16 protein-coding genes and 1 pseudogene are annotated in these 23,024 nt (G+C 44.5%); 4 read left to right on the top strand and 13 right to left on the bottom strand.

Annotation, left to right across the window (positions count from 1 at the left end):
- Window positions 1–403: 403 nt before the first annotated feature.
- Window positions 404–2,272: an NERD domain-containing protein gene (locus tag CLV58_RS26710; protein WP_170108810.1), complete on the top strand. Its 1,869-nt coding sequence runs from the start codon at window positions 404–406 to the stop codon at window positions 2,270–2,272.
- Between the two features lie 390 nt (window positions 2,273–2,662).
- A complete protein-coding gene (locus CLV58_RS26705; RefSeq protein ID WP_106140904.1) occupies window positions 2,663–3,673 on the top strand; it encodes a hypothetical protein in 1,011 nt (336 codons plus the stop codon).
- A 1,148-nt stretch (window positions 3,674–4,821) separates the two neighbouring features.
- Here the strand turns inward: CLV58_RS26705 and CLV58_RS26695 are convergent.
- From CLV58_RS26695 to CLV58_RS26635, 13 genes are all read right to left on the bottom strand, one after another.
- Complete coding sequence (locus CLV58_RS26695) at window positions 4,822–6,855, bottom strand: AIPR family protein (protein WP_106140902.1); 2,034 nt, start codon at window positions 6,853–6,855, stop codon at window positions 4,822–4,824.
- Window position 6,856: 1 nt separating this feature from the next.
- Window positions 6,857–7,864: a PD-(D/E)XK motif protein gene (locus tag CLV58_RS26690; RefSeq protein ID WP_170108809.1), complete on the bottom strand. Its 1,008-nt coding sequence runs from the start codon at window positions 7,862–7,864 to the stop codon at window positions 6,857–6,859.
- The gene (locus CLV58_RS26685) at window positions 7,854–10,607 is read right to left on the bottom strand and encodes a Z1 domain-containing protein (protein ID WP_106140900.1); all 2,754 of its coding nucleotides are present in this window, start codon (window positions 10,605–10,607) and stop codon (window positions 7,854–7,856) included. The genes CLV58_RS26690 and CLV58_RS26685 overlap by 11 nt, the downstream gene beginning before the upstream one ends.
- Before the next feature lie 3 nt (window positions 10,608–10,610).
- Window positions 10,611–12,470 (bottom strand): ATP-binding protein, encoded by a 1,860-nt coding sequence (locus CLV58_RS26680; protein ID WP_106140899.1) that lies wholly within the window; start codon window positions 12,468–12,470, stop codon window positions 10,611–10,613.
- Complete coding sequence (gene dcm, locus CLV58_RS26675) at window positions 12,467–13,522, bottom strand: DNA (cytosine-5-)-methyltransferase (protein WP_106140898.1); 1,056 nt, start codon at window positions 13,520–13,522, stop codon at window positions 12,467–12,469. Before dcm ends, CLV58_RS26680 begins: the two co-directional genes overlap by 4 nt.
- Entirely contained in the window at window positions 13,519–14,919 is a 1,401-nt protein-coding gene (locus CLV58_RS26670; protein ID WP_106140897.1) for a DNA cytosine methyltransferase, read from the bottom strand. Before CLV58_RS26670 ends, dcm begins: the two co-directional genes overlap by 4 nt.
- Before the next feature lie 116 nt (window positions 14,920–15,035).
- Window positions 15,036–15,461, bottom strand: a complete 426-nt coding sequence (locus CLV58_RS26665) for a very short patch repair endonuclease (protein WP_106140896.1) — start codon at window positions 15,459–15,461, stop codon at window positions 15,036–15,038.
- 6 nt (window positions 15,462–15,467) lie between these two features.
- Entirely contained in the window at window positions 15,468–15,974 is a 507-nt protein-coding gene (locus tag CLV58_RS26660) for a hypothetical protein (RefSeq protein ID WP_106140895.1), read from the bottom strand.
- Between the two features lie 170 nt (window positions 15,975–16,144).
- A complete protein-coding gene (locus tag CLV58_RS26655; RefSeq protein ID WP_106140894.1) occupies window positions 16,145–16,852 on the bottom strand; it encodes a hypothetical protein in 708 nt (235 codons plus the stop codon).
- A 42-nt stretch (window positions 16,853–16,894) separates the two neighbouring features.
- Window positions 16,895–17,527, bottom strand: coding sequence for a leucine-rich repeat domain-containing protein (locus tag CLV58_RS26650; RefSeq protein WP_106140893.1), 633 nt, complete (start codon window positions 17,525–17,527; stop codon window positions 16,895–16,897).
- Between the two features lie 43 nt (window positions 17,528–17,570).
- Window positions 17,571–19,034 carry a toll/interleukin-1 receptor domain-containing protein gene (locus CLV58_RS26645; protein ID WP_106140892.1) on the bottom strand — a complete coding sequence of 488 codons (1,464 nt, stop codon included), beginning with the start codon at window positions 19,032–19,034 and terminating at the stop codon, window positions 17,571–17,573.
- A 135-nt stretch (window positions 19,035–19,169) separates the two neighbouring features.
- Complete coding sequence (locus CLV58_RS26640) at window positions 19,170–20,264, bottom strand: PDDEXK nuclease domain-containing protein (RefSeq protein ID WP_106140891.1); 1,095 nt, start codon at window positions 20,262–20,264, stop codon at window positions 19,170–19,172.
- Window positions 20,265–20,366: 102 nt separating this feature from the next.
- Complete coding sequence (locus tag CLV58_RS26635; protein WP_106140890.1) at window positions 20,367–20,954, bottom strand: recombinase family protein; 588 nt, start codon at window positions 20,952–20,954, stop codon at window positions 20,367–20,369.
- Between the two features lie 556 nt (window positions 20,955–21,510).
- Here CLV58_RS26635 and CLV58_RS26630 point away from each other — a divergent pair.
- Both CLV58_RS26630 and CLV58_RS26625 read left to right on the top strand, forming a co-directional pair.
- Window positions 21,511–22,626, top strand: coding sequence for an IS110 family RNA-guided transposase (locus tag CLV58_RS26630; protein WP_106140889.1), 1,116 nt, complete (start codon window positions 21,511–21,513; stop codon window positions 22,624–22,626).
- Between the two features lie 94 nt (window positions 22,627–22,720).
- A pseudogene (locus CLV58_RS26625) lies at window positions 22,721–23,013 on the top strand (transposase); the annotation flags it as partial.
- Window positions 23,014–23,024 lie beyond the last annotated feature (11 nt).

Raw genomic sequence — 23,024 nt, 5'->3', positions numbered from 1 at the left:
TTTTGCTTGTTTCGCGCCTGTCATCGTTCCAGCGACAGGATGCTCGCCGGTAAGGAGACTTTGTAGCCCAACCAAACATGGGTGTAAAGGTTAAAAGTACCTGCGTTCAGTCAAGTGACTCGCATTCCATCAACCCCTGTGGTCGTTAGGTGAACGAACTAAAATGTGAGTCAAAGCATAGTTACCTGTGGCAGGCAGCGCGTCCCAGAGATCACGTTTGGGATCGTATTTCCAGCTTTAAGTCGACAGGGTGAACGCCCATGTTCGGCAGGTTTATGTCTGTGGATCAGCATTCGTGCGACAGGGCAATCGCCTAGACAAATCAGGTTTGACAAGACTCAGTAAGTTTTACATCAAAATATCTTTCACACTGTATAATCCGTCTCTAAAAGACATCTTCGACTTGGCAAATAGACTATATCCGAATTGGGAACAATTAAAAGAACAAAATAACCCCTTGACAGCCGGTGAGGAGCATTTAATAAGGTATCTTGATACTTACTTGCCGAAAGATGAAAATTGGCAACAGAACCATAAGTTAGAGAATTACAAAGGATGGATAATTTTTGTCCAACCATTCTTAAATGGTACAAGACCAGACGTTATTATATTTAATCCACAAGTAGGGCTAGTTATATATGAAGTGAAAGACTGGGATTTGAAATTTTATGAGTCTAACGAAGCAGGTCTATTCGTAAATGACGGCAAAGGTATTCATCAAATTAAAAGTCCTATCGAGCAAGTAAAACATTATAAAGAAAAGTTAATTGGTCAATTGGTTCCTAACATTGGTGAAGCTATAGATCAAAACGAGAAAAACTTCGGTCTTATTAAAACAGGGGTTTACTTTCACAAAGCTCAAACAAGTGTATGTCAAGAAAAATTAGGTGAAAAAATAAAAGATTATAGATACTTTCCCTTCTTCGGTTTTGATAGTATTAGAGAAAATAATCTTAAAGAAATTGTGCCAGACATTAACATTAGTAGTAATAATTACTGGAATAGAGATTGGAATGAGGATATACTTTTCTGGCTTAATCCGCCTTATCATAGTATCGAGCAAGGAATTGTTCTAAAACTGAGAGGTAATCAAATCAAGGTAGCTGAACCTAAAAGTGGCCATTATCGTGTCAGAGGTGTAGCCGGGAGCGGCAAAACCCAAGCACTCGCTTACAGGGCTGGAAAACTAGCTTCACAAGGATTTGATGTGCTTATAATATCTTTCAATATTACATTATGGCATTATGTCAAAGACATGATTGCCCGTTCACCCTTCAATTTCAGTTGGGATAAGTTTACTTTCACTCATTTCCACGGGTTTTGTAAAGACAAGTTAAACGAGTTTGAAAGTAAGTGGCCGAAATCTCCCCAGCGGACAGATTTTAAAGAACAAGTAGATTACGAAAATTCTATAGATGATTTTTTTAAGTCGACAGTTCCAGCCGCTGTAATTACCGCAATAAAAGGAAAGGATTATCAAAAGTACGATGCAATACTCATCGATGAAGGGCAAGACTATCATTTTGATTGGTATTACATGCTAAACAGATATTTTCTTAAGATTAGAGATGAAGTAATGATTGTTTGTGATAAAAGACAAAATATATTTGATAGAGAGTTAGATTGGTTAGATAAGAGAGTAACCAAAGAAGGATTAGACAAATTTAAAGAACCATATATTGATCTGACTGTCACTTTTAGACTTCCTAAAAGAGTTGCAATTATGTCAAATGAATTTAGTGAAATTTTTAATCTTAATCAGGAACTAAAGGTTGATAGGATTGAAGACAATCCAGTCTTGCTCCATTCTCATCATATTATTTGGCTGAATATAAATGAGGAGGACTGGCAATACTATGTTTACAATGCTTTTTTAAGATTAAAAAAAGAAGGTTATAGCGCATCTGATATAGTCATCTTATTGCCTAGTCATAAAATCGGAAAAATAGCTGTAGATCTATTTAAGGAAAAGAAAATTGATGTAAACCATGTCTTTGAGGAAGATACAGAAGCAAGATTCCATCCTCATAAAAAAGCATTTTGGATGGGTGATGGAAGATTAAAAATGTCGACGATCCATAGTTTTAAGGGATGGGAGTTGTTGAATATTGTTTTGTTTATTCCATCTGAATCCCCTGAGACTAATAAGAAACTTGACACAATAATTTATACCGCATTAACCAGAACAAGAGAAAATCTAATTATTTTCAATTCAAATAGCCGCTATAGTGATTTTGGGACAAAATTTCCCAAAAAATGGAATGAGCAATAATAATATAGATTTTTTACTGGAAGTAAGGCAAGTCACCGGCGGCAGGCAATATGTCCCGAAGTCAGGCCACCAGCCCAACCGACTATGTGTGTAAAGCGCTCCCTACGGTCGCCATCATCACATAGGGTCGTTGAGTTGAATGTCCGAAATGGGCTTTTAGGGCGGGTTGCGGTCGACAGTTTGCACGTCTCGCGAAGTCAGGTTTAGGCGTCCATTTTGGCGTTGCGATCAAAAACTTGCAGGCCGCAGTGGTCAGACTTTTAGCTCGTTGGGCGGGTTCCGGTTGACAGTAGAAGCATTTGAATTGTTTAATTTGTTAGAGTTTGGCGAGTCACTACTAACAGGTGAATCTTGGGAAGCCTAAATTTATCTTACTATAAATCATTGTTAATGAGCAAGCTACATTATTTCCAGCGCTATAGCAGTAAAGAAAACTGGGTTACAAATGCCACACTCCTTTTCTTATCAAGATTATATCATTATGACAGGCTAAAATTTGAAACTACTTTAAATCTAATTTTAGATAACAGCAACCTTTCTCTGGAAATAGGGGTAAAATTTACTCAGCAACAGTGGGGGAAAAATAGCGTAGTAGATGGTGTTATATCCCAAGACAGTTTCAAGGTTGTGGTCGAGACTAAATTGTATGATAATTTTTCGACAGACCAGCTAATAAGACATTTTGACTCGTTCGGTAATGACCATTCGTCAAAAATACTTTTAACTCTTTCAAAAAACACAGTTAATAACGACATAAAAGCAAAAATCTTACAAATACTACAAATCGAGAAATATAAAGATATAAAATTTGCATCCACGACTTACGAATCTATATACAAAACTGTTTCAAGTGTACTTTCAGACAATGATTTGGAAATGAAAGATATTCTTGAGGATTATATCTTACTCTGTACAGAACAAGGACTTACAAATATTGACAGGAAAACGCTCCTTGCTTTTACAGCAACCGACTCTTGGAGCGAAAATCTTAAATATGATATATACTACGACCCAGCAAATCGGAGGCATAACTCTCCATTCAAGTATGTAGGTCTCTATTTAAATAAAAAGGTGATAGCTGTTGGTGCGCTCAAGAAAATTGTTGTCTGTAATTACGTTGAAGGTAAACTAGTTGCCCCAGCAGAAGGTGGTTTGAATAACATTGATGATAACGAATACAGTCGTATCAAGGGAATCATAGAGGATACAACTTATTACGATTTAAAAAATGGCAGTAAGTTTTTTTTAGTTGACAAATTCTACCCGACAAATTTTGTTAAAACATCGTTTTCGTCAGTCAGAGCTAAACGATATTTTTGGCTTGACCAAATAAAAGGTTTTAAAGATGGTATGACAGCCGAGCAGATAGCCCAACTTTTGAATGGTGAAACTTTTGAGTAGTCTGTACCCGCATTTTTAATGCCTTGCCGTTAGCTCTGCTTGGGACCGCTGTCGGTTGACAGGATGCAGGCCGCATAGTCACGCTCTTCAGCCCAACTTGATGGCCCTTCAGCCGCGTAGCATTGCGCTAGGAACTAACTGACAACGGCTACCGTGGCCTTCTAGTCCGGACCTGCGACTGGATCAGTCCTTGCATATGTGATCCGGCGAAGTGCTGGTTGGTGACATAACCTGTCTGCCATTGGCTGGCGGGGAGTGGGTTTATTTTACCGGGTAGATGGACTTATTCAGCCGCGAACTCAATGGCTGGACAGTAGACTACCACATGGACCAAATATTGGTACACTCAACGCTTTGCAAAAAGCTAGTGGTTATAACCAATTGAGAAAAGGCAGTATCATCCACTCTGACTAAGGGGGTAGTACGTGGGGAAAACGTTTCGGACGATGCTACGGCTATATCAGTTCGACCAGAGTATGAGTCGTTCGGATTACCCTTACGACAATGCGTTTATGGGTTGGTGTTGGTCGGGGCTGAAAGCGGAGTTGGTCAGTCAACGGGTATTCTGCTTGTTGGCCGACGCAAGGGAGCAGTTGTTTGAGTAGATTGACCAGTACTACAACCGCAAAGGGTGATATTCGACGCTGGGTCATATCAGCCCTATGTAGTTTGAAGAAGCGTACTATCAGAATAATCTTAAAACTGTCTCTTGGCTACCGTCCAGCTAAACAGGATCACCTCAGTTACCGTTTTCTTGTAAAAAGGAAATGCTCTGAATCAGAACATTAAGACCTCGAATTCAGCAATTCCTCTATACAAAGCATTGTAATAGCTTGTTTTCGATTCTTGACTGTCACGATCGTCAAAAATATAAGTGAATTCTAATGAACTTGTCATTAATCTTTCACTGATAAGCTCAGAGTCTCTCTTTGGAAACTTTCTTGTTATTTTATCAACAAGAATAAACCTGAATTTCGGCTTGTATCTTTGGGCCATCAATTTTATCTATTTAATTTAATGTAATTTAAGAATATCTATTCGCAACATGATTATTTCTTAAGTATAATAAATACTTAAGAAGTTTTTGTTCATTTACTTACTTGTTGCTGAGTCCAATTAGCAATTCCTTTCTAAGGTCGTATAATGAATTATTCAACTATCTGAAAACCTTGTTCTTTTGCACTTTTCATAATTCTCAGACCATTCTTAGCCTGTTTAATCGTTAAGCCTTTATCCTTTTTAACAAGTATCCCTAAATTAAAACTTAATTTCCGGTCAAAAGGCGTTAGTTTTTCTTCATCTTTAGCCCACTTTGCCAAACCAAACCAAGTGCTTGGAGCGATGGCCATCACTTCATCGATTACAGCGGATTCTTGAGGTGTCAAACTGCTACTTATCAATTCATTACTGTCCGACAAATTGTTGTCGGCTATCTCATCTTCAAGCAAGGGGTCAATATCAACAAGTTTGTCCTTCAATTTTATCCAGCATTCCTGTTTCTTACACCATTCACCAATATTCATTCCGGGTTTATCCGGTGCAGTGATATGTCTCCAGACTATGGGTATAAGCCTGTCTACGACCTGTCTCAGATTTTCACTGATATCCTGATCGACCCATATCTGTTCAAGATTCAGTTTTTTATTAGTTCTGGAGGATATAAAGGCAATCAGATATGAAACCATGTTGGCTTTATATCCTCCAAGACTTTTCTTCTGCACCAGTTTGTCAATCACCTTAAACAGGATAGCTTTACCGATAAGCTGATGATAATACTTTTTTGATACGTCAACTTTAGATGCTTTAACGATTTCTTTGGTAAATTCTTTGAAATTATTCTCTGCTCCTCTGCTCACAAGATAAGGATGTTGCAACCAGCTCATCTCATATTTTGCCAGCTCTCCTTTATTGAACCTATTTAACTTCGGATATTCGATGAGGAATTTTTTTTGTTCAACTCCCTGTTGTCTTCTGGACTGTTCATCAAGATATTGCCCACGCGTCCTTTCATAAAACCATTTTGATGTTGCTCTACCACCCGTACGGGATGGAATCCACTCCGAACGGGAGAAATTTTCTATAGCAATATGATAGGGATTATTGGAGCTAAAGTCTGAGTCTTTAATTGAAGTCTGGCTATTTGCATATCGGGAAATATCAGCAACAATATCATCCATTCGGTCAGTGGCTCTGATAACTGACACCTTCATCTGTACAAATACCCTGGATAGATCTATATCTTTCTCCTGGGATGTAGCAAAGATGGATGCTGTTGTCTGGCCACCATTAACGATCTGTAGATTTTCAATGTAATTGATATACGTCATTCCATTTTCAGTGAATATACCGACGTCCTCTGCTGTCGTACTGATTCCGTTGTTATAGGCCAGGAAAAGGTCAGGCTTATCTTTGATGGTTGTCCTTATCTCCTTATTTACCTTGGCTTTGAATTGTAAAAAGGTACGAACATTCTTTTCGAGCAGAGTCTGGCGATACTGCCCGTATATTTTGGCCAGCAGGGCACCGGGTATGATTGTTAGGTATACATCAATCGTATCACTGATACTTTCTATACTGAGACATTTCAGGCGTACATTATGGGTATTCAGAAAATCGATTTCTATCTTCTGCTTTCCGGCCCGCATCCTGTCATGCTGATAAAGGCGCTCAATGTCCCAGAGTTGATGTTCGTAAAAAACTCCGTCAATTTCAAAACTCTGCGGTAGGACGTCTGTACCTGCTCTGCCGTTTGTCAGCACGAACAACCGTACTGTCTTGATTTCATTGGCAGCTTCACTGATAATCTGCATCAGTTCGAACAGTTCCTCGTTGGATTCGTCTATCCGTTCTTGTAGTTTACCGGCAACAACGTCTTTGTGAAACCGTAACATTTTGCCGAATAGGTCACTGACTTCACTATCTGCAACGGTCAGACGATTAGCTTCCAGTTTGGGTATGGTAGAAAACAGGCTGAGTGCGTCATCGTCATCGTCGTAATCGTAAGCGTTTATTTTGATTCCTTTGCTCCTGTAGTAACATAGAACAGGATCAACCGCTTCACTTGAATCCGTGACGTAATCAAATATATCTCTCGTTATAGCGGCTTCCTGTGACAGCACTTCTGACTCAGCGGTAATCAGTGCCTGCTCCAGAAATTCAGTCGCAAATTCTTTTATATCCATGTCAGAAACGGGTTTGGAATTCGTCTTCAGTCAATATAAAATCACGGCAACCTGATATAGCCACCGAGTAGGAAAGGTCACCGATAGCTTCGGGTATATCCGTTCGGAGCAGGCGGGGAAATCCCTCACTGATCTGGAGTATCGTCAAACCTGCCCGTGAAAAACCAAGGCTGTATTGATCGGCAGATTCTACATTGTACCCGTAGCGGGCCAGTTTCAATTCGAATTGAAGCAGTGTAATGGTATCTGTATGTAAAGCACTCTTTATTTCGCTGATCAGTACCGGAAGAGAGAGGTCCGGCCGATTGACATGTACAAAAACTGAATACAATACTACGAACAAGGCATTGAGCCCGGTCTCATCCAACTGCTTCTCAGAAGTGACTGTAAATTTTCTATGTTGTTGACCGGCCGTTGTTTTAATTTCAACGGCTACGCCATTGGGAAGCTGATAATCATGATTGGTCCGTTCAGGTCCTGTCCAGGCGCTCACGGCCTCGGCTATGGAGTACCGGCTGAACATATAGTCTTTCAGGAAAGACAATTCGCCGAATAATCCTTTCTGAGCGGCTTCTGACAGAATTTCTTCACTGCCCTTGTCAAAGAATAATTTCCACTCTGCAAGAATATTTGTCAAAGTCTCCTCAAACATACCGCTGTCTGTCAGACTACCGATTCGGTCACATATGTCACTGATGACTGCTTCAAATATATTATCAGTCTGAGGCACGGCTTGAGCAAAAACCAGAAAACGCGCATTACGATGGCTGCCTAATGTAATGGTTGCCACTTTGACATCAAGGCCCCGAAACGTTGGCAGGCTGCTCGAACTGATGTTTGATCCGGGTTCGACAAGAATATACAGAAACCTTAGATGTTGAGCAAAATCGGTAGCAAAGAACATAGAAAAAAATCCCTGCTGAGGCACCTTCCGGGCAATACGCTGATCAGGGTTTGTCAGCGAGTCTTCATTGATTTCCCGCCAGATGCGCTTGTAATCAATTTTCATCCTCATTGATATCCAGTTCCTGTGCCACAGTATTTATATTATATCTGATTTCATCAAGTGTATGGCTGTCCGGCCAGCTTATGGAAAACCCTATAGGGTTCCTCGTATAATCAATAACACTACCGAATTCCTTGTCCTCGATGACTGTCAGATAAACTGACAATAACGGATGGGTTCGTCGGATCCCCTGGCTCCGGGTCTGTCGATTAGAGACGCTTTCACTTTTGAATCGTTCGCGGTCTGCCTCAGAAAAGTCGCGCAACTCGTCCTTAGGATCAACCAGACGCTTGATGAAAAGGCTATTTTTAGGGTCTTCTTTTACCGTTCTTGTGTAAGGTCTCACGAAATGGCCGGCAAACGGAATTCCGTCTGTGCGATCCTTTTTGTTGAGTGTCACGAGGGAAACGTTCCATAAACGTAGTTCCGGAGCAATTTTGTCTCTTTGTCTCCTCACATACTGGGCAATCCGTCGTGCATTGGCCTGGGGAGAACCCTTATAGGTCTGATACGAATCCATAAAGTCAAGTACTTTATCGACATTAACATCACACCAGACGATATGGTCCAGTTCATCCCGGTTGGCAGAACCCAGTTCACGAATGAACCTTTCAGTGAGATCATAATTAGCACTCAGTATCTGATCATCATTAGGGAACGTTGATGTCTCAGTCAGAGTACCCCGATAAGTGAGCTTGACCTCTTCGGCATAACGCATCTTCATAGAGTTGGTAATCATCATGTCCGGATGAGACATAACTCTTAGTCCGAAGTCATGGGGAGTCAGCCTCTGACGCTTCATTTCAATAAATTCTTCCCGAAGGGATTCAAACGCCGTAGCGATGTGACGGTACCAGCTATACAGATCAGGTGGCGTGTAAATCCGGCAGACATCTTCAAAGCCTAACCGATAACCGAACCAGCGACCCATCTGCATCAGCGTGTCATAGAGTGAAGTTGAGCGAGTGAAATAGCTTATGGTCAATCCTTCCAGCGTAAGTCCACGTGATAATTTGTCTCCACCGATAGCGATGACAGAAAGGCCAGTAGCTTCGCGTTGCTTATATCCGAGTATATCACCTATCTCTCCGTTTATAATCAGAGGTGATGCCTCCATCTTGATCATTGCGGGCTTGATATGCGGTACTATGTCCTGCCAGGAATGAACCGGATACTGCATTCTGCGGCTGGTACTGCTGAAGTCGCGGTGCCACAGGCTTTTCAGTTCTTCTAATACAGCAGCATCGTCGTTACTGACATTGTTACGCAGCTTATTTAACTCTTCGCCTACCAGAGTTCCTAAAGCTTTCTGCACATTATTGTAACGGGTACAATGGATCAGCATAGTATTGTGCTGTTGTCCCTGGCCACGTAATCTTCTGATAGCGGACGCGATAAGGAAGGCGCGGATTGCTTCCTTCATAGAAACCGGAAGACCAGTCGGCGTATCGGTCGCTTTATGACCGACAGGCAACGAGGTATTCTTACCTCCGGCATCACGAACGGCACGATATATTGGCAGACCTGCTTCGCTGTTGTCTGTGAGACCAAAAATCCGGCGCGGTCCGAAATAATTGGATGGGGCATCAAGTGCGAGAATAAATGAAGATGGGAACAGGTCCAGCCCGAATACCGAATGATTGATAGTATGGGGAATGAATATGTTGGCGAAAGGCGTTGCCGTGTAACCCAGGTAGGCTTTCTGACGGAAAAGATTCAGTAACTTCCGTATTTCTTTATTGATGGCCGTCGGGTCACTTTCTTTATCACCGCTACTGATAGGGCGCGTGTTTACAGAAGCCTGATCTGCTTCATCATCGATGATGAGCAGTGGTAGATTATTGATAAATTTCTTACCATTCGTATCCTTGTATCTATACTTATCATCCAGTGTTTCAAGGCATTCCTGAAAGTATTTGCCCAGTTTATCGAGCACAGACTTGTTTTTTTTGACGATCAGCAGCATGGGCTGATTGTCATTCGGTTGAATGCCGCCAATCTGCTTGGCAAACCGTTTGTTGAAGTCGCCTTTATCTTCTTGAGTAGTAAATGTCGTTACAGGATAATACTGCGCATTGGGCAACGTCGTTACTCCAATCCGCCGGAGTGCCGTTTCGCTTGTATCCCGGCCTATGACCTCCTCATCGATGCGCATTTGCGTCTGGCTGCGAAGGTTATTGTGAATACCGGCCAACACGATAATGACTCTATATTTAGTGTCAATGGCTTTATTTATAACACCCATGAAATTGGCTGTCTTTCCTGACTGAACATAGCCAACGACCAGCCCGCGTCGGTCAAATAGTCGATCAGCCACCGTAGGATCTTCAAGGTATTCAATAATTTCATCCGTGATGGTATCAATGCTGTTGACGGTGGCATCTGCCCAGCCCTTGATGTGGGTCAGATATTTCTGATATCTGTTCCAGAAAGAGAGGTCAATTTTGTTTGCAGCCCGCTTCTCTTTATACCAGTCAATATGGCCTTTATCATCAACCAGCGCATGATGCTCGCCTGGCTCTACTATCAGATTGACTTCTTCTTCTAACTCTTTGATCAACAGCTGCCTAAGTTCTTCAATACTTGAAAATAAACGTTCGCCACGTAGGATATTTTCAACGCTCATTGATTTACTCAGCACTGCATTAACAGCCTCTGTAATAGCAGTTAGGTAATCAGGATGAACCTTGCGGAACAGATAAAACAGCTCCCGGACTGTACTCTTGACTTCGTTGAAGTGAGTCATCAACTATCGGTTAAGGGTGTGGAATATTTCCATTCGGTTAAGTTCCTGCAAGGCCTGCTCGCGGCTCATACCCGCCTTTGTCAGTGCGTGCAGGGTATTTTCATACATGTCGTTCAGGATAGTTTTATCCCCGTTGACATCAGTTTCGACGACAGTTTTACTATCAGTGAAATCATTGATGAGCATACCGACAGGCAATGTTTCGGCGATTATTCTGATATAATCCCTGAACAGCCTTGCCTCACTGCCCAAAAGCTGACATATAGCCTCGTAAACAGGATGTTTGTCATTGATAACGTATGCCCGTCTTCCGTGCTGCTGACGAGCTTTCCAGACGAAGGTCTGATCATCTTCATCCCGGCGTCTGACGTAGGAACCCCGGTGAGAATATACGCGCTTTCCTTCCTCAATAGCGTCCACACAGATCTGCATAAACTGTTTTCGTAGTGCGTCAGGCACTTTAGCATGGGCCTTCTTTACATCGATATGCCATTCTTTATCAGCCGTGTTGGGTATGTCTACTTGAATACGCACCAGCCGTTGGTTCTCTTTCTTACGAAAAGGAAGATCAAGCCAGGTACCATCAAGTATCAGCCTACGGTTACGATAAAGGAAAATTCCCTGATGTTCATTCCACCCACGGATTATATCCAGTTTTTTGATTTCGTGTTGTGCAAGCCTGGATTCATGCGGAAGAATATAAGGTTGAATTTCTACCCGGCTTGTCCCCAGCGAATAAACGGATGCACTCAATTCCTTTGACGGGAAATTATCAGATATATCAAACGGGTTGAACGGCGCTACCGGATTTGTACCGACGTAAATCGTAAGACTGCCTTCTTCGATGTACCTATGGAATATCAGGCCGAGGTGAATCTTCAACGCTTCAAGCTTCCGGTAAAAATTTTCTTTGTCTCTGGTCGTATCACCGATTTCAATCAGCCGGTCAAGATCTTCCCACAAAACAATAGTGCCTGACGCTGACATAACATTCCCCAGATTCGTTTCAGAGGAACTGTTCACAGGATATGTGCCCAGCACCCAGTCTTTGACGTTATCAAGGTCCCAGACTCTCGTAAATACAGCCGATTCCTGCCTGGTTTTAACGGTCAGACGCCTGCACTGTGAGAATGACGCAGTTTTCAGTCCCAGTCCGAAACGTCCCAGGTCACTGCTGCTACGCGTTGTCAATGGACTTATGCTTCCGATGCGCATGGCTGTCCGGAGCTCGGCAAGAGACATACCCTGTCCGTTATCTTCTATCCGTAGAAAAGAGTCAACACCATCGAGACCAAAAGTTATCCGTATCTCAGTGGCTTCCGCTGTGATAGAATTGTCAATGAGATCAGCCACAGCAGTATCCAGACTATACCCGAAAGCCCGTAAAGACTGAAGGACCGCATCCGGATCAGGATAGGAATGTTCATGCGGGTCAGTCTCATCGTCAATGTCGACAGCTGCGTATTCATCAGTAGGTTCAGTGGCAGAACCATCGCTTGACACATCACGCTCAACTGGTAACCTGGTCTTGTTGGCTCTTATCCGACCCGCCTCGACTGCCAGCCGCGCCCGATCAGTATGAAACTCATTCCATACCTGTCTGTCAAGCAGACCCGATCCCTCCATTCCCGTACCGCTGCGTCCTGGATCAAAGCTCTTGAAGTTAGCCAGTTTTAATGAAACGCTGTTCGGGCTTCTGAATGATACCGTGTCCGGAATATATTGATGAAGACCTAATGCTTTCAGCTCTTCACTGAGCGATTTAACCAATGGATTACGACCGTCCATCTGACCGAATGACAGTTTGAAATAAAGGTCCAGTGCCAGAATCAGTTCTTCACGTAGCCAGTTCGGGTTCTTCATACTGCAGCGCTCATTCTGCCGGAGAACAGATAGTGCAGCAGGGCATATCCTGTATTTACGCTCAGAGCGTTACCGGCCTGTCTGTATAACTGATGCTCACTGACACCTGCCTCCAGTGCGTTCCGACAGAAGGTTTCATCAAATCCCTGAAGCTTCAGCGCTTCAATCGGCGTCAGTTTTCGAACAGGTGTCTTATATAGTATTTCTTTATCGGTGTATTTATGAGAAAACCCATTCAGGATATAGTCATCCGAATAATAATTGTCCTGGCAGGCCCTGTGCATCTTGACCATTGTTGCCGTTAAGGTTCTGGCCGTCTCGAGGTCAATTTGAGATGTACCCCGATAATTTTTTGACCCGTCAGCGAGAATCGTGTATTTTATCTTCTCCGATAGATAATATTTCAGATCGACATGTCGATCAAGTATTTCTCTTGTGTCATTAAAAGACAGAAGTGAGGTGTTGCCAAGAGTCTGAAAATTATCTGTAATTGCCTGCTCCGAAATCTCAAGATTAATGTCTATACGGCTACAAATGATGAAAATACGGCTCCGGCGCTGCGGTAGGTTGTAATTTTTCGTATTGAGTATTACGGTCTTTATAAACTCATAGCCATGTTTTTCGAAAAATTTGAGAATGTGATTCAGCGTCTGACCTTTATTGTGACGTTCGATATGCCGGACATTCTCCAGGACAATAAAATTTGGTTTTTTTATCCGCAATATCTCTCTGATACTGAACAGGATAGACCCCCGGTCGTCCCTGAATCCAAGCTGCTTTCCTACTTCGCTGAACGGCTGACATGGAAAGCCTCCAAGTATCAGATCAAAATCCGGTAACTGTTGAATACTTTCTGGATCATCAGCAAAATCAATGATATTATTCATCCGGACTTCACCGTTGAGCTGATAGTTGGCCTCATACGTCTTCAATGCGTAGGAATCTATTTCTGAGAATCCAACACATTCATAATTCGTATTAAAATCTTTGTTCAGGAGTTCGGTGGATCTTCTGAAGCCGCCGATTCCGGCAAAGAGTTCAATGTATCTCATTCGTAAAACCTTTTTATCTCACACGCAAGAATCTCAGCCAATTTAACGGGGACAGCGTTACCTATCTGCTGATACCAGTCATTGGGTGATCCACGAAAAAAATAATCATCCGGAAAAGTCTGAATTCGTGCTGCCTCTCTGGGAGTCAGGCCGCGTGCCTGGATTGGATGGATATAGGAATTACAGTCATGCCTCATGTGAGCGGTAATTGTTTTACATACTTTTTCTCTGTCAAGACGAAAATATTTATCCTTAAAGACGGTATTCCGGCTCTGGTATGGCATCAGTGATGCTATAGCCGGATCGAGTGAATCAGCGCCCTCTTTGAGCTTGCTGAAAATCTCTACATCACGCGGCTGATTATATCTGCTTTTATGATTGAAGATATAGCCACTGGCCTTGCCGGAATTGATTTCGCTGATAAATGAGTTGGCACTGGTTTCCTGTTTCCGGATCATAAAGCCATTTTCGTCGCTTTCATAACTGAGTTTCAGCTTGTGGGGATTGACCTTTACTGCTGGCAGACCGTGAAGGGCATCCTTCAGAACATACCGCGGGAAACCTGAAGCCTGCATTTTTATGTTCAGCTCCAATCGCAAAGAGCCGAAACCGACTTTGTTACCTATCAGGAAGTAACGTTGCCTATTCTGAGGAATACCGAAGTCTTTCGCATTTAATCTCAGCTCGGTAAACTGATAGTCAGTATCGGTGTATTCTTGTATGTCTTTTTCTATCTCAAGTACTTTGTTTTTCATACCTGGCACATTCTCCATAATAAAGAAGTCAGGTCGGATGTGCCCGAGAACAATCAGAAAGTCTTTATACAGCTCGTTTCGCGGGTCGTCCTTCAACCTTTGCCGATTAGCCATAGAAAATCCCTGGCACGGAGGTCCGCCGGTCACTACCCTGATGTTCTTTACATAGGGTAGAAACAGAGATGGATTTTTGATCAGATCCCTTATATCTCCAGCGAAGAAATAGTCTAACGGCAGTGAATGGTTAAAATAATAAGTTTCAACGGCATCAATCTCACTATCGTTGACAAAAGCGGGAGTGAATCCGGCTTGGATAAGGCCCTGGCTCAAGCCACCCGCACCCGCGAAGAAGTCTGCGAAGAGAAATGAACTCCCTGGGGGATGCTGGCGGAATTCCGGTAAATACTTCTTTAACAGGAAGTGATCTGACAGATTCTGTGCACGGATGGTATAGAAAAGGTTGTTGATCTGACGATAAGTATCTTGCTTCAGCAGACTCCTGTGTTCCTCTTCTATGACCTGTTGGTCAGTTGCTACGATAGAAACGCCTTCAAGCTCCAGTATCCGGTTGATTTCCAGAGACAACTCCTTTATCTTTTTTTCAAATTCGCCTCGATAGAAAGCGTAATAAAACTCAAGCATTCTGTCAGATTAAGCAACATAGACGGAACCTCAGACGTGGTCGTCAGACACGAAAATAGGGTCTTTAAACGTGTAAAGGAAGTATAATCAGTACGAGGCCTTTTGAAACTTGCAGATTATGAATCTTTGTTGCGGATACGGCAGACAAGGTTTTGTAGGGTTATGTCACGGATACGTGGCTTTAGTTCACACTCATATACCACAATTACCTGCCATCCGGATTGCTGTAACAATCTGGTCTTTTCCTGGTCACGGGCTCTGTTTGCATTGATCTTGTTTACCCACCACTCCGTACGGGTCTTGGGAATAACGAAGTATCGGCACCCTTCATGACCATGAAAGAAGCACCCATGAACGAAAATGATAGTCTTGTACTTGGGTAGTATTATATCAGGGCTACCGGGGAGCCGTTTGTCATGTAAGCGATAGCGGAAGCCCTGCGCAAACAGAAATTTTCGAACTGTAAGTTCAGGTCTGGTGTCTTTACCCTTGACCCGTGACATGTTGTAGCTACGTTGTTCGGGAGTATGTACGTCTGCCATTGTTTCCTAATACCTCTCATTAGTGTGTTCAGTGCATTGAATATATGTTCGACGAACTTGTCCGTTGAATGGCAGGCAACAAATAAAGTTTGCTATTGTATGAGCTTCCTGCGCCGTCCAAGCATGAATTCTCATGTGATCCTCAGCATAATCAAGGGCGTGATTATCCACGGGGTCTGAACCGGCTTCGCGTACAATGGTAACCTGAAAAACGGGCAGATCGGTTTCAGGGGCCGAATTCGTTGCGGCATCGTAACTGCTCATGAACAGGATTTGTCCTGCTGTATCTCTGACATAGGTCAGTGTATTTAATCCATTAAGCTGGTAGTTTCTGATTGAAAGAGATATATTGAATGCCTCAAGAGGGCTGGTTGCCCGAATAGCTAACTCTTGCAGCTTGACATTGCTACTGTTATGGCTTTGATCTGTAATCTGCACCCGGTATGTTCGAGCAGACACTTTTTCAGATTCAAAATAGTATTTCCGATAATCCATCGATAAATGAATATTCATTACATGCAGTTAAACTTAACTCTGGAAGAAACGGTGTATTAATCAATTGAACGTATACGTGGTAACAAGCCTGTTTTACAAACATATGACGAAGATCGTAGCTATTGGATAAGACAGTGGCTATTGAGTCCGCAACGCAACGTTCTACTCCTTACCATGTTGAAGCCCGGCTACAAGCCGGGCTTTCGGAGTGCAGGTTCAAGTGCCGGAATTTCCATCGCCCGCTGACACAGGCTTGGGGCAGCGCTGAACAGGGCCATCTCGATATGATAAATCTCGTGGCCAGAGACGTGCGGTTTCAGATCGTGCAGCAACTGACAGTAAACGGAGTAGGCCGAATCACGGGGTACGGGCTCCCAGGCATTGTCCGGCGGGCGGGCTGCAAACCAGTCGGAAAAGCGACGGATGGTATTATTGCGGCTCGGTACGTGCGGAAAGTAGCGAGGCTCTGCGGTGGGAAACAGCAACTGCACGGCGTTAAGACCGGCGGCTACGCGGGCATCGTAAATGGCGTAGCGAGTACAGTCCACAACAGACAGAATCTTGGAAAAGCTGGCGACCCCCGCCACGCCGGTCGGGATGTCGCTGGCGATGATCCGGTCGACGTACTGCTGAATGCGGTCCGGCGCGTTTGCGCGTACGCCACCCCAGTCCTTTACAATCCAGTGGGCTAACTGGTATTTCTGCGTCATGTCAGCTTTGCGCCATTCGTCGGTTAGGTGGCGTTTCAGGTTGATGCACATGGTCATACCATTATCCGCCACCTGATAGGCTGACATGGGTACCTGCAAGGGCGTTTTGGGCGGACGCTTTGGCCAGCGATAATTCGTTTCGAGCGTAAGCAGGTAAGTGGTCAAAAAGGTAATAAACGACTCCATAGTGGTTTGATCTGAGCGAACCGGGCAGGTGTTAGCGAGTTGCTACAGCACCAGCCCGTAGCTGATTTCTTTCTGAAAGAGCCATACACCCATATCCAGGTCTTTGGCGCGAAAAGCGTCGCTGCGTTGTTGCTTAAAGTGGGCTTTGTATGCTTCGTACTTATCCAGTTGGGTAAGCACGGGTTTCGTTTCCAGTGGATTCCCGGTTAGGTCGAGTAATTCGAGCCGGACGAGCTGCGCCAGTGACGTGGGTACGGCGGTCAGTTGATTGTCGTTAAGCAGCAATCGACGCAGGTTAGGCAGGTGGCTCAGCGTTTCGGGCAGGTGGGTAAGCTGGTTGAAGCCCAGATCGAGCGTTTCGAGCGCAGTGAGTTGACTGATCCGGGCGTCGAGCGTCTGTAATTGCTTCGGTACCAGTAAATCTTGTCGCAGGTCGTGTTCGGCTTCTTCGATTAGTGTCAACAGGGCGGGGTCCTGCTCAAACGGACTTTCCTTCATCAGATCGATCATGGTCTGATTGCTGAACAGCATCAGGTTTCTGACGTTCAGTACGCGTAGGCTAGGCAGGCTGAACACCTCGTTGGGTAGTTCGGTTAGGCCGAGGTGACTGAGGTCGAGGGTGTCGGTTTTGCCTGCGCGTACGGCTTCGATGCGCTGACTGGCTTTGTAGTGCATGATGGGGTATTGGCCGTTGGTAAAGCAGGAATAAGGTGGTTTACTATCGATTTATGGAGTAAAGCCTCAGTGGGCCAATAGGAGCTGCTTTGGACAAATCGCATACACCCTCAATTTTAATAAGTAATGGTGGTTCGTTCTGATACTGGCTGTTTCGCTCTCCTTCAAACCGGACTGTCAATCGGTCAGTTTTTAGCATCAAAGTTAACTTGTGGATATTGTCAATCACTGCGTGTGTCTGTAGGAACCAAGTGAGTATTAATGGAGCCGCTTGTTTAAAAACAACCGATTCTTTATTGAGCTGTTGATATAATGCAGGCAACGGAGACTGGCCACCGTTGATTTGCGTAATGGCAGACATAAAGCCAAAGGGCGATTGATTGGTTGTCGGCAGTTCATCGAGCAGTAGCAGCCGAGCGCGAATCTCCGCCTGCTGATCCGGCGTAATTGAGCTGTACGTAATCTCGGCAGACCGATTTGCTGGCTTGATCGATGCTGTCAGATGCCATGTCTCTTTCGTACCAATGGTCCGCATCTGTATATCCTGAGATTTACAACTGTACGTCTGCGACCGAAAAACAATACCGGCCAAATTATCGCTCTGCCGGAGCGATGCTACAAACGTTCGTTGAGCCACTGTTGTCAGTTTCAATTCCAGACTAACCTCATGGGATATACTACCATTGCTAACCGGAGCAACCAGCCACTCTCCGGTACGCTTAACCAGCAACGCATTACTAGTATGCTGAGTAGTAGCCGACTTTTTAACGTTGGTACGTCCTAAAGGGACTTTCTCAGATTTAATTGGCAGCCGTGTGGTTCGCGGCTTTTCAGTTACTTCGGACTCGTTCGCTTGGTTAGTCTTTACGATTCGATCAGGGACTGGACGGCTGGCTGGCTTCGTAAAAATATCTAATACCCGGCTATATAACTGTGACAATATTTCATCAATCTGACCTTCCGACATAAGGTTGAGCGGTGAAGTCGGATCATTCACGGTCTGGTATTCACTGATAGCATGACCATTGAAGGCACCTGTACGACCAGTAACAACAGACAAAATAATCAATCCTTCTTTTTCTGACGCCTGTAGTAAAGGTGGTAGCTCATCGGTGGCAATAAAGGCGGAACTCATGAATCGGGGACTAACCAGCAGAATAGCTACTTTGGCTTTGCTGAGTGCCTTCGCGATTTCAGCTCTCCATTTATCCCCGCTTTGAAGCCGGGTATCATCCCATATTTCTATGCCATGATCCCGACCAAGCGGTTTCAGGTGCGTTTGCATATCAGTCAGCCACTTTTTATCGGCATGACTGTAGCTGATAAACACATCGGTCCGTTGGGGCTTTGACGCTACACCTGTGGCCTTGACTGGCTTTTTTGTCGCAGCTACAGATTTCTCTTTTTTCAGAATATTAGTTTTGAACTTCGCTTTTGGAAGAGTTTCAGCTTTAGGTTTTGCTACTTTCGTTGTCGATGTTCTGCTATTTAATTTCTTTGCAGGCATGGTGTTGATAACTGATTGGCTACTTCAACTCTACGGTAGTTTGAGCAGGTTAAGTACATGTTGTACAGTGATTCCACTACTATCTAGCTTTTTAAGCGCTCTGAAGGCTACCTGCGATAGAGGCCGATCGCTTTGTCAAAATCCTTGGCTTTCACGTTCGATCAACGCTTTAAGTTGTTCTTTGTCGGGTAGCTCAGCCAGATACTGCGATACGAATAGTTCATGTGACATACCACTCGTAGCGTACTCGACCAACGCGTTGTCTTTGCTAGCGCACAGAATCAATCCCACCGGTGGATTATCACCGGCACTCATTTCATTGGCTTTGTAATAGTTTAAATAAACTATCATCTGGCCCGCATCGGCGTGATCGAACTCCCCAATTTTCAGGTCGACTAATACGTGACACTTCAGAATACGGTGATAAAATACCAAGTCGATTCGGTAATGTCGGTTACCGAAGCTAATTCGTTTCTGGCGGGCTTCAAAGCAAAAGCCCCGTCCCAGTTCCAATAAAAAGTCTTGCAGATGATCAATGATGGCCGTTTCAAGATCGTTTTCTGTATACGCCGGTTTCTCCTCCAGGCCCAGAAACTCGAGTAGGTACGGGCTGCGAATCAGATCCTCAAAGGTAGCGGGCTGGTTTTGCTGAATGCGTGCAATAACGGCCGCCTTATCGGTCGATAAACTGGTACGTTCGGCTAGCAGGGTCGTTATTGCCCGGTTCAGCTCATGTACTTTCCAGTTATTTTTCAGGGCTTCGACTTCGTAGAATCGACGAAGCAAGGGATTGTCGACTTTCACCAGTTCAACAAAGTGCGAATAGGTCAATCGATCAAGTAAAAGAGCCGGATTAAGTTGCGGAATATCCTGCTCACCAGGTTTGCCACCAGTCGTTTGTATTGACCGAGTCTGCTCAAAATCAGGCAAGTTGAATTTGGCAGACGCCGTCTGCCAAATCTGCGGATAAGCCAGGTAAAACTGTCGGTACTGTCGTAAAGACCGGTCTGAAACTCCCTTAATGGCGTGGCTCCGTAATTCGGTAGCTAGTCGCTTAAGCAGTTGTTCACCATAGGTTGCTCGGTCAGTACCATGCTGCTCAAACTCAACAATGTAAAAGCCAAACAGGTAATTCCGTAAGGTTAATAACTGATCCGTCTGACGAGCGGCTTGCTGACTGAGCCGCTGATGAAGCCCACCTAGCGTGGTAATTAAATCGGAAAACTGCATGGTCGAGAATGGAGAAACCGCGACTAAGATAACAAATGCGGAGCCGACTCTTTACCCGATATATCAGTAAGTTGGTATTCACAAACGGGTAGTCTCTACCAGTCAATTGGGCGTAACGCCTACGCTGACACCCCGATGCCGGAGGTACTTATAAAGAGTCGTTTTGGAGATGTGGAGCTCACGGGCAATCTGCTCGACAGAGAAGTTCTCATCCTTGTAGAGACTCTCGGCCAACCGGGCCTTTTGCTCAGCGTTCTTAGTCAATCCTTTAGGTCTGCCCAACAACCGCCCCCGTCGGCGGGCTGAGGCTACGCCGGCCATGGTACGTTCACGAATGACATCCCGCTCAAACTCAGCCAGGCTAGCAAAAATACGGAAGACAAGCCGCCCCTGTGGCGTTGTGGTGTCGATGGGATCGTTCAGACTGAGTAGACCTACCCCTTGATCTTCCAGATCGCTGACTAATTTAATCAGATGAGCCAGTGATCTGCCCAGTCGATCCAGTTTCCAAATGATAACCGTATCGCCTGCTCTTAGTTGGTCGAGCATCCGCATGAGTTCTGGTCGTTCCGCTTTACTGCCGCTCGCTTTTTCCTGATAGATGCGTTCGCAGCCAGCCGCTTTTAGTGCATCGATTTGCAGATCGAGAATTTGTTCGTGGGTAGAAACACGGGCGTAACCGAACTTCATGGTCTTGTGATATGAAAAGGTTAACGAATGAACAAGTGTTTACCTTTCTTCTGGCCAATAGCGATTGTCCGCTAAACTGATTCTAGCAGACACAATTGTTCAGTAAAGGCGAAAATTATACTACTGGCTCAACAAGAAAAGTGGACGGATTTTCTAATCATGAAAAGTCCACTTTTCGCCGGTTGCCCCCTCCCCTACCCCGCGTTCAGAAAAGGGTCCCACTGGTCATTGACCTCCACCCACAAAACTAGACCAGCCTAAAGTAGAGAGTTCGGACGGTCCGCCGCTCATATCTTTGACTTTCTTTGATATAGTTGGTAAAAGTGCAATTTTGAGTTAGTCTCTGACAGGGGTGAGCAGTAGCTCGGGTTCCGCCGTTGACACGTCTTTTTCACCTGATGATGTTGGGCCGCTGGTCAATCTGTTCACCCCGTTTTTCCTTCAAACTTCAACAGTACCTAAGAGCGTAGTTTTGTCTCTATGACTCTGCATGCATGTGCCAAAGTGAGGAAATGCCGTCAGTTGATTAGCCACTAACTTTCCCTTTCCGACTAACATGAAATCAGCAACTACACCCCTTCGTTACTGTGTCGGTTTTGACATTAGTAAAGATTCGATTCAGGTCTGTCTATCTGTCATCGACACCGCTGGTAAGGTGACTATCAGAGGTACCACCAAGCTTAGTAATAAGCTTTCCGCTTTTGCTGGTCTACAGACTTGGATTAGCAAGCATTATAAGCAGACTGACCTACCTATTCGGTGTGTAATGGAGTCGACCGGCGTATACCATGAGCAATTGGCTTGGTATCTATTCAACGCAGATGGAGCCATTAGTGTGATTTTACCCAACAAGGCCAAACACTATCTGAAAAGCCTGGGCCATAAATCTAAAAATGATAAGATCGATGCTCAGGGTCTGGCTCGTATGGGTCTGGAGCAACAGTTGCCTTTATGGCAACCGCTATCGAAAAACATTTACTCACTTCGTTTACTGACTCGTCAGCATCAACGGTTGCAAGAATTAAAGAATCAATCGGACAACCAAAAGCACTCAGTCATGCATAGCCAAGTCAGTGATGTGTTCATCATCAAACAGTTAGATAAACTCATCGCCTTATATGATAAGCAAATGGTTGACATTGGCAAAGCGATCGAGAAGCTATTACGGGATGATCAGGCACTCAAAGCAAGCGTTGACCGACTCTGTGCAGTGAAGGGATTGGGCTTGCTATCAGTAGCGACATTAGTAGCCGAGACTAACGGCTTTACCGGCTTTGATAACGTGCGTCAGGTAGTCAGCTTTGCCGGCTATGATGTGGTGGAGAACCAATCCGGCCAGCGGGTAGGTAAGACGCGCATCTCCAAAAAGGGTAACAGCCGAATAAGGCGTATTCTTTACATGCCCGCTTTAAACGCGGTTCGGTTTGGCGAACCAAGCTGTGCCGCTCTCTACGAACGCGTTTATGAGCGCAGCCACATTAAGATGAAGGCTTACGTAGCGGTCCAGAAGAAGTTACTGACTTTATGCTTTTCGCTTTGGAAAAGTGGTACTGTCTATCAACCCAATCATTCGCCCATGACGAGCAAAAACGAATTACCTGTTAAAAAAGTAGGCCCGACTAGCGGGCCTACACAGGATCAATTTGCCTTGACAGAATTGTCCTTTGGTTAATTCAAAGATATTGAAAAAATACTAACCCAAAAGTTGTTTCTCACGACAGTACCAGCGGCGATTTTTCGGTAATTCAATAACCAAACAATCGCTTATAAAAAAGAGCAAATTCACCGAAGCGCAAATCGTCTTTGCCCTTCGTCAGGCTGACACCGGAGCCGTCGTCGCTGAGGTGTGCCGCAAGATGGGGATCAGCGAGGCTACCTTCTACAACTGGAACCGCGGCGGCGGACCGCAAAAAGTACGGTGGCTTAGGCGTACCCGAGCTGCGTCGCCTACGCCAATTGGAGGAAGAAAATCAGCAATTGAAGCAGTTAGTGGCCGAGTGGTCCGCCACCGCGGCTGAGCCTGGATAAACAGATGCTTCAGGATGTGATCAAAAAAAAGCTCTGAGGCCA

The sequence above is a fragment of the Spirosoma oryzae genome (assembly GCF_003002825.1).
GTDB lineage: Bacteria > Bacteroidota > Bacteroidia > Cytophagales > Spirosomataceae > Spirosoma > Spirosoma oryzae.
Note: the sequence above shows the minus strand (reverse complement) of the source record. Positions and strands in the feature narration are given on the sequence as shown.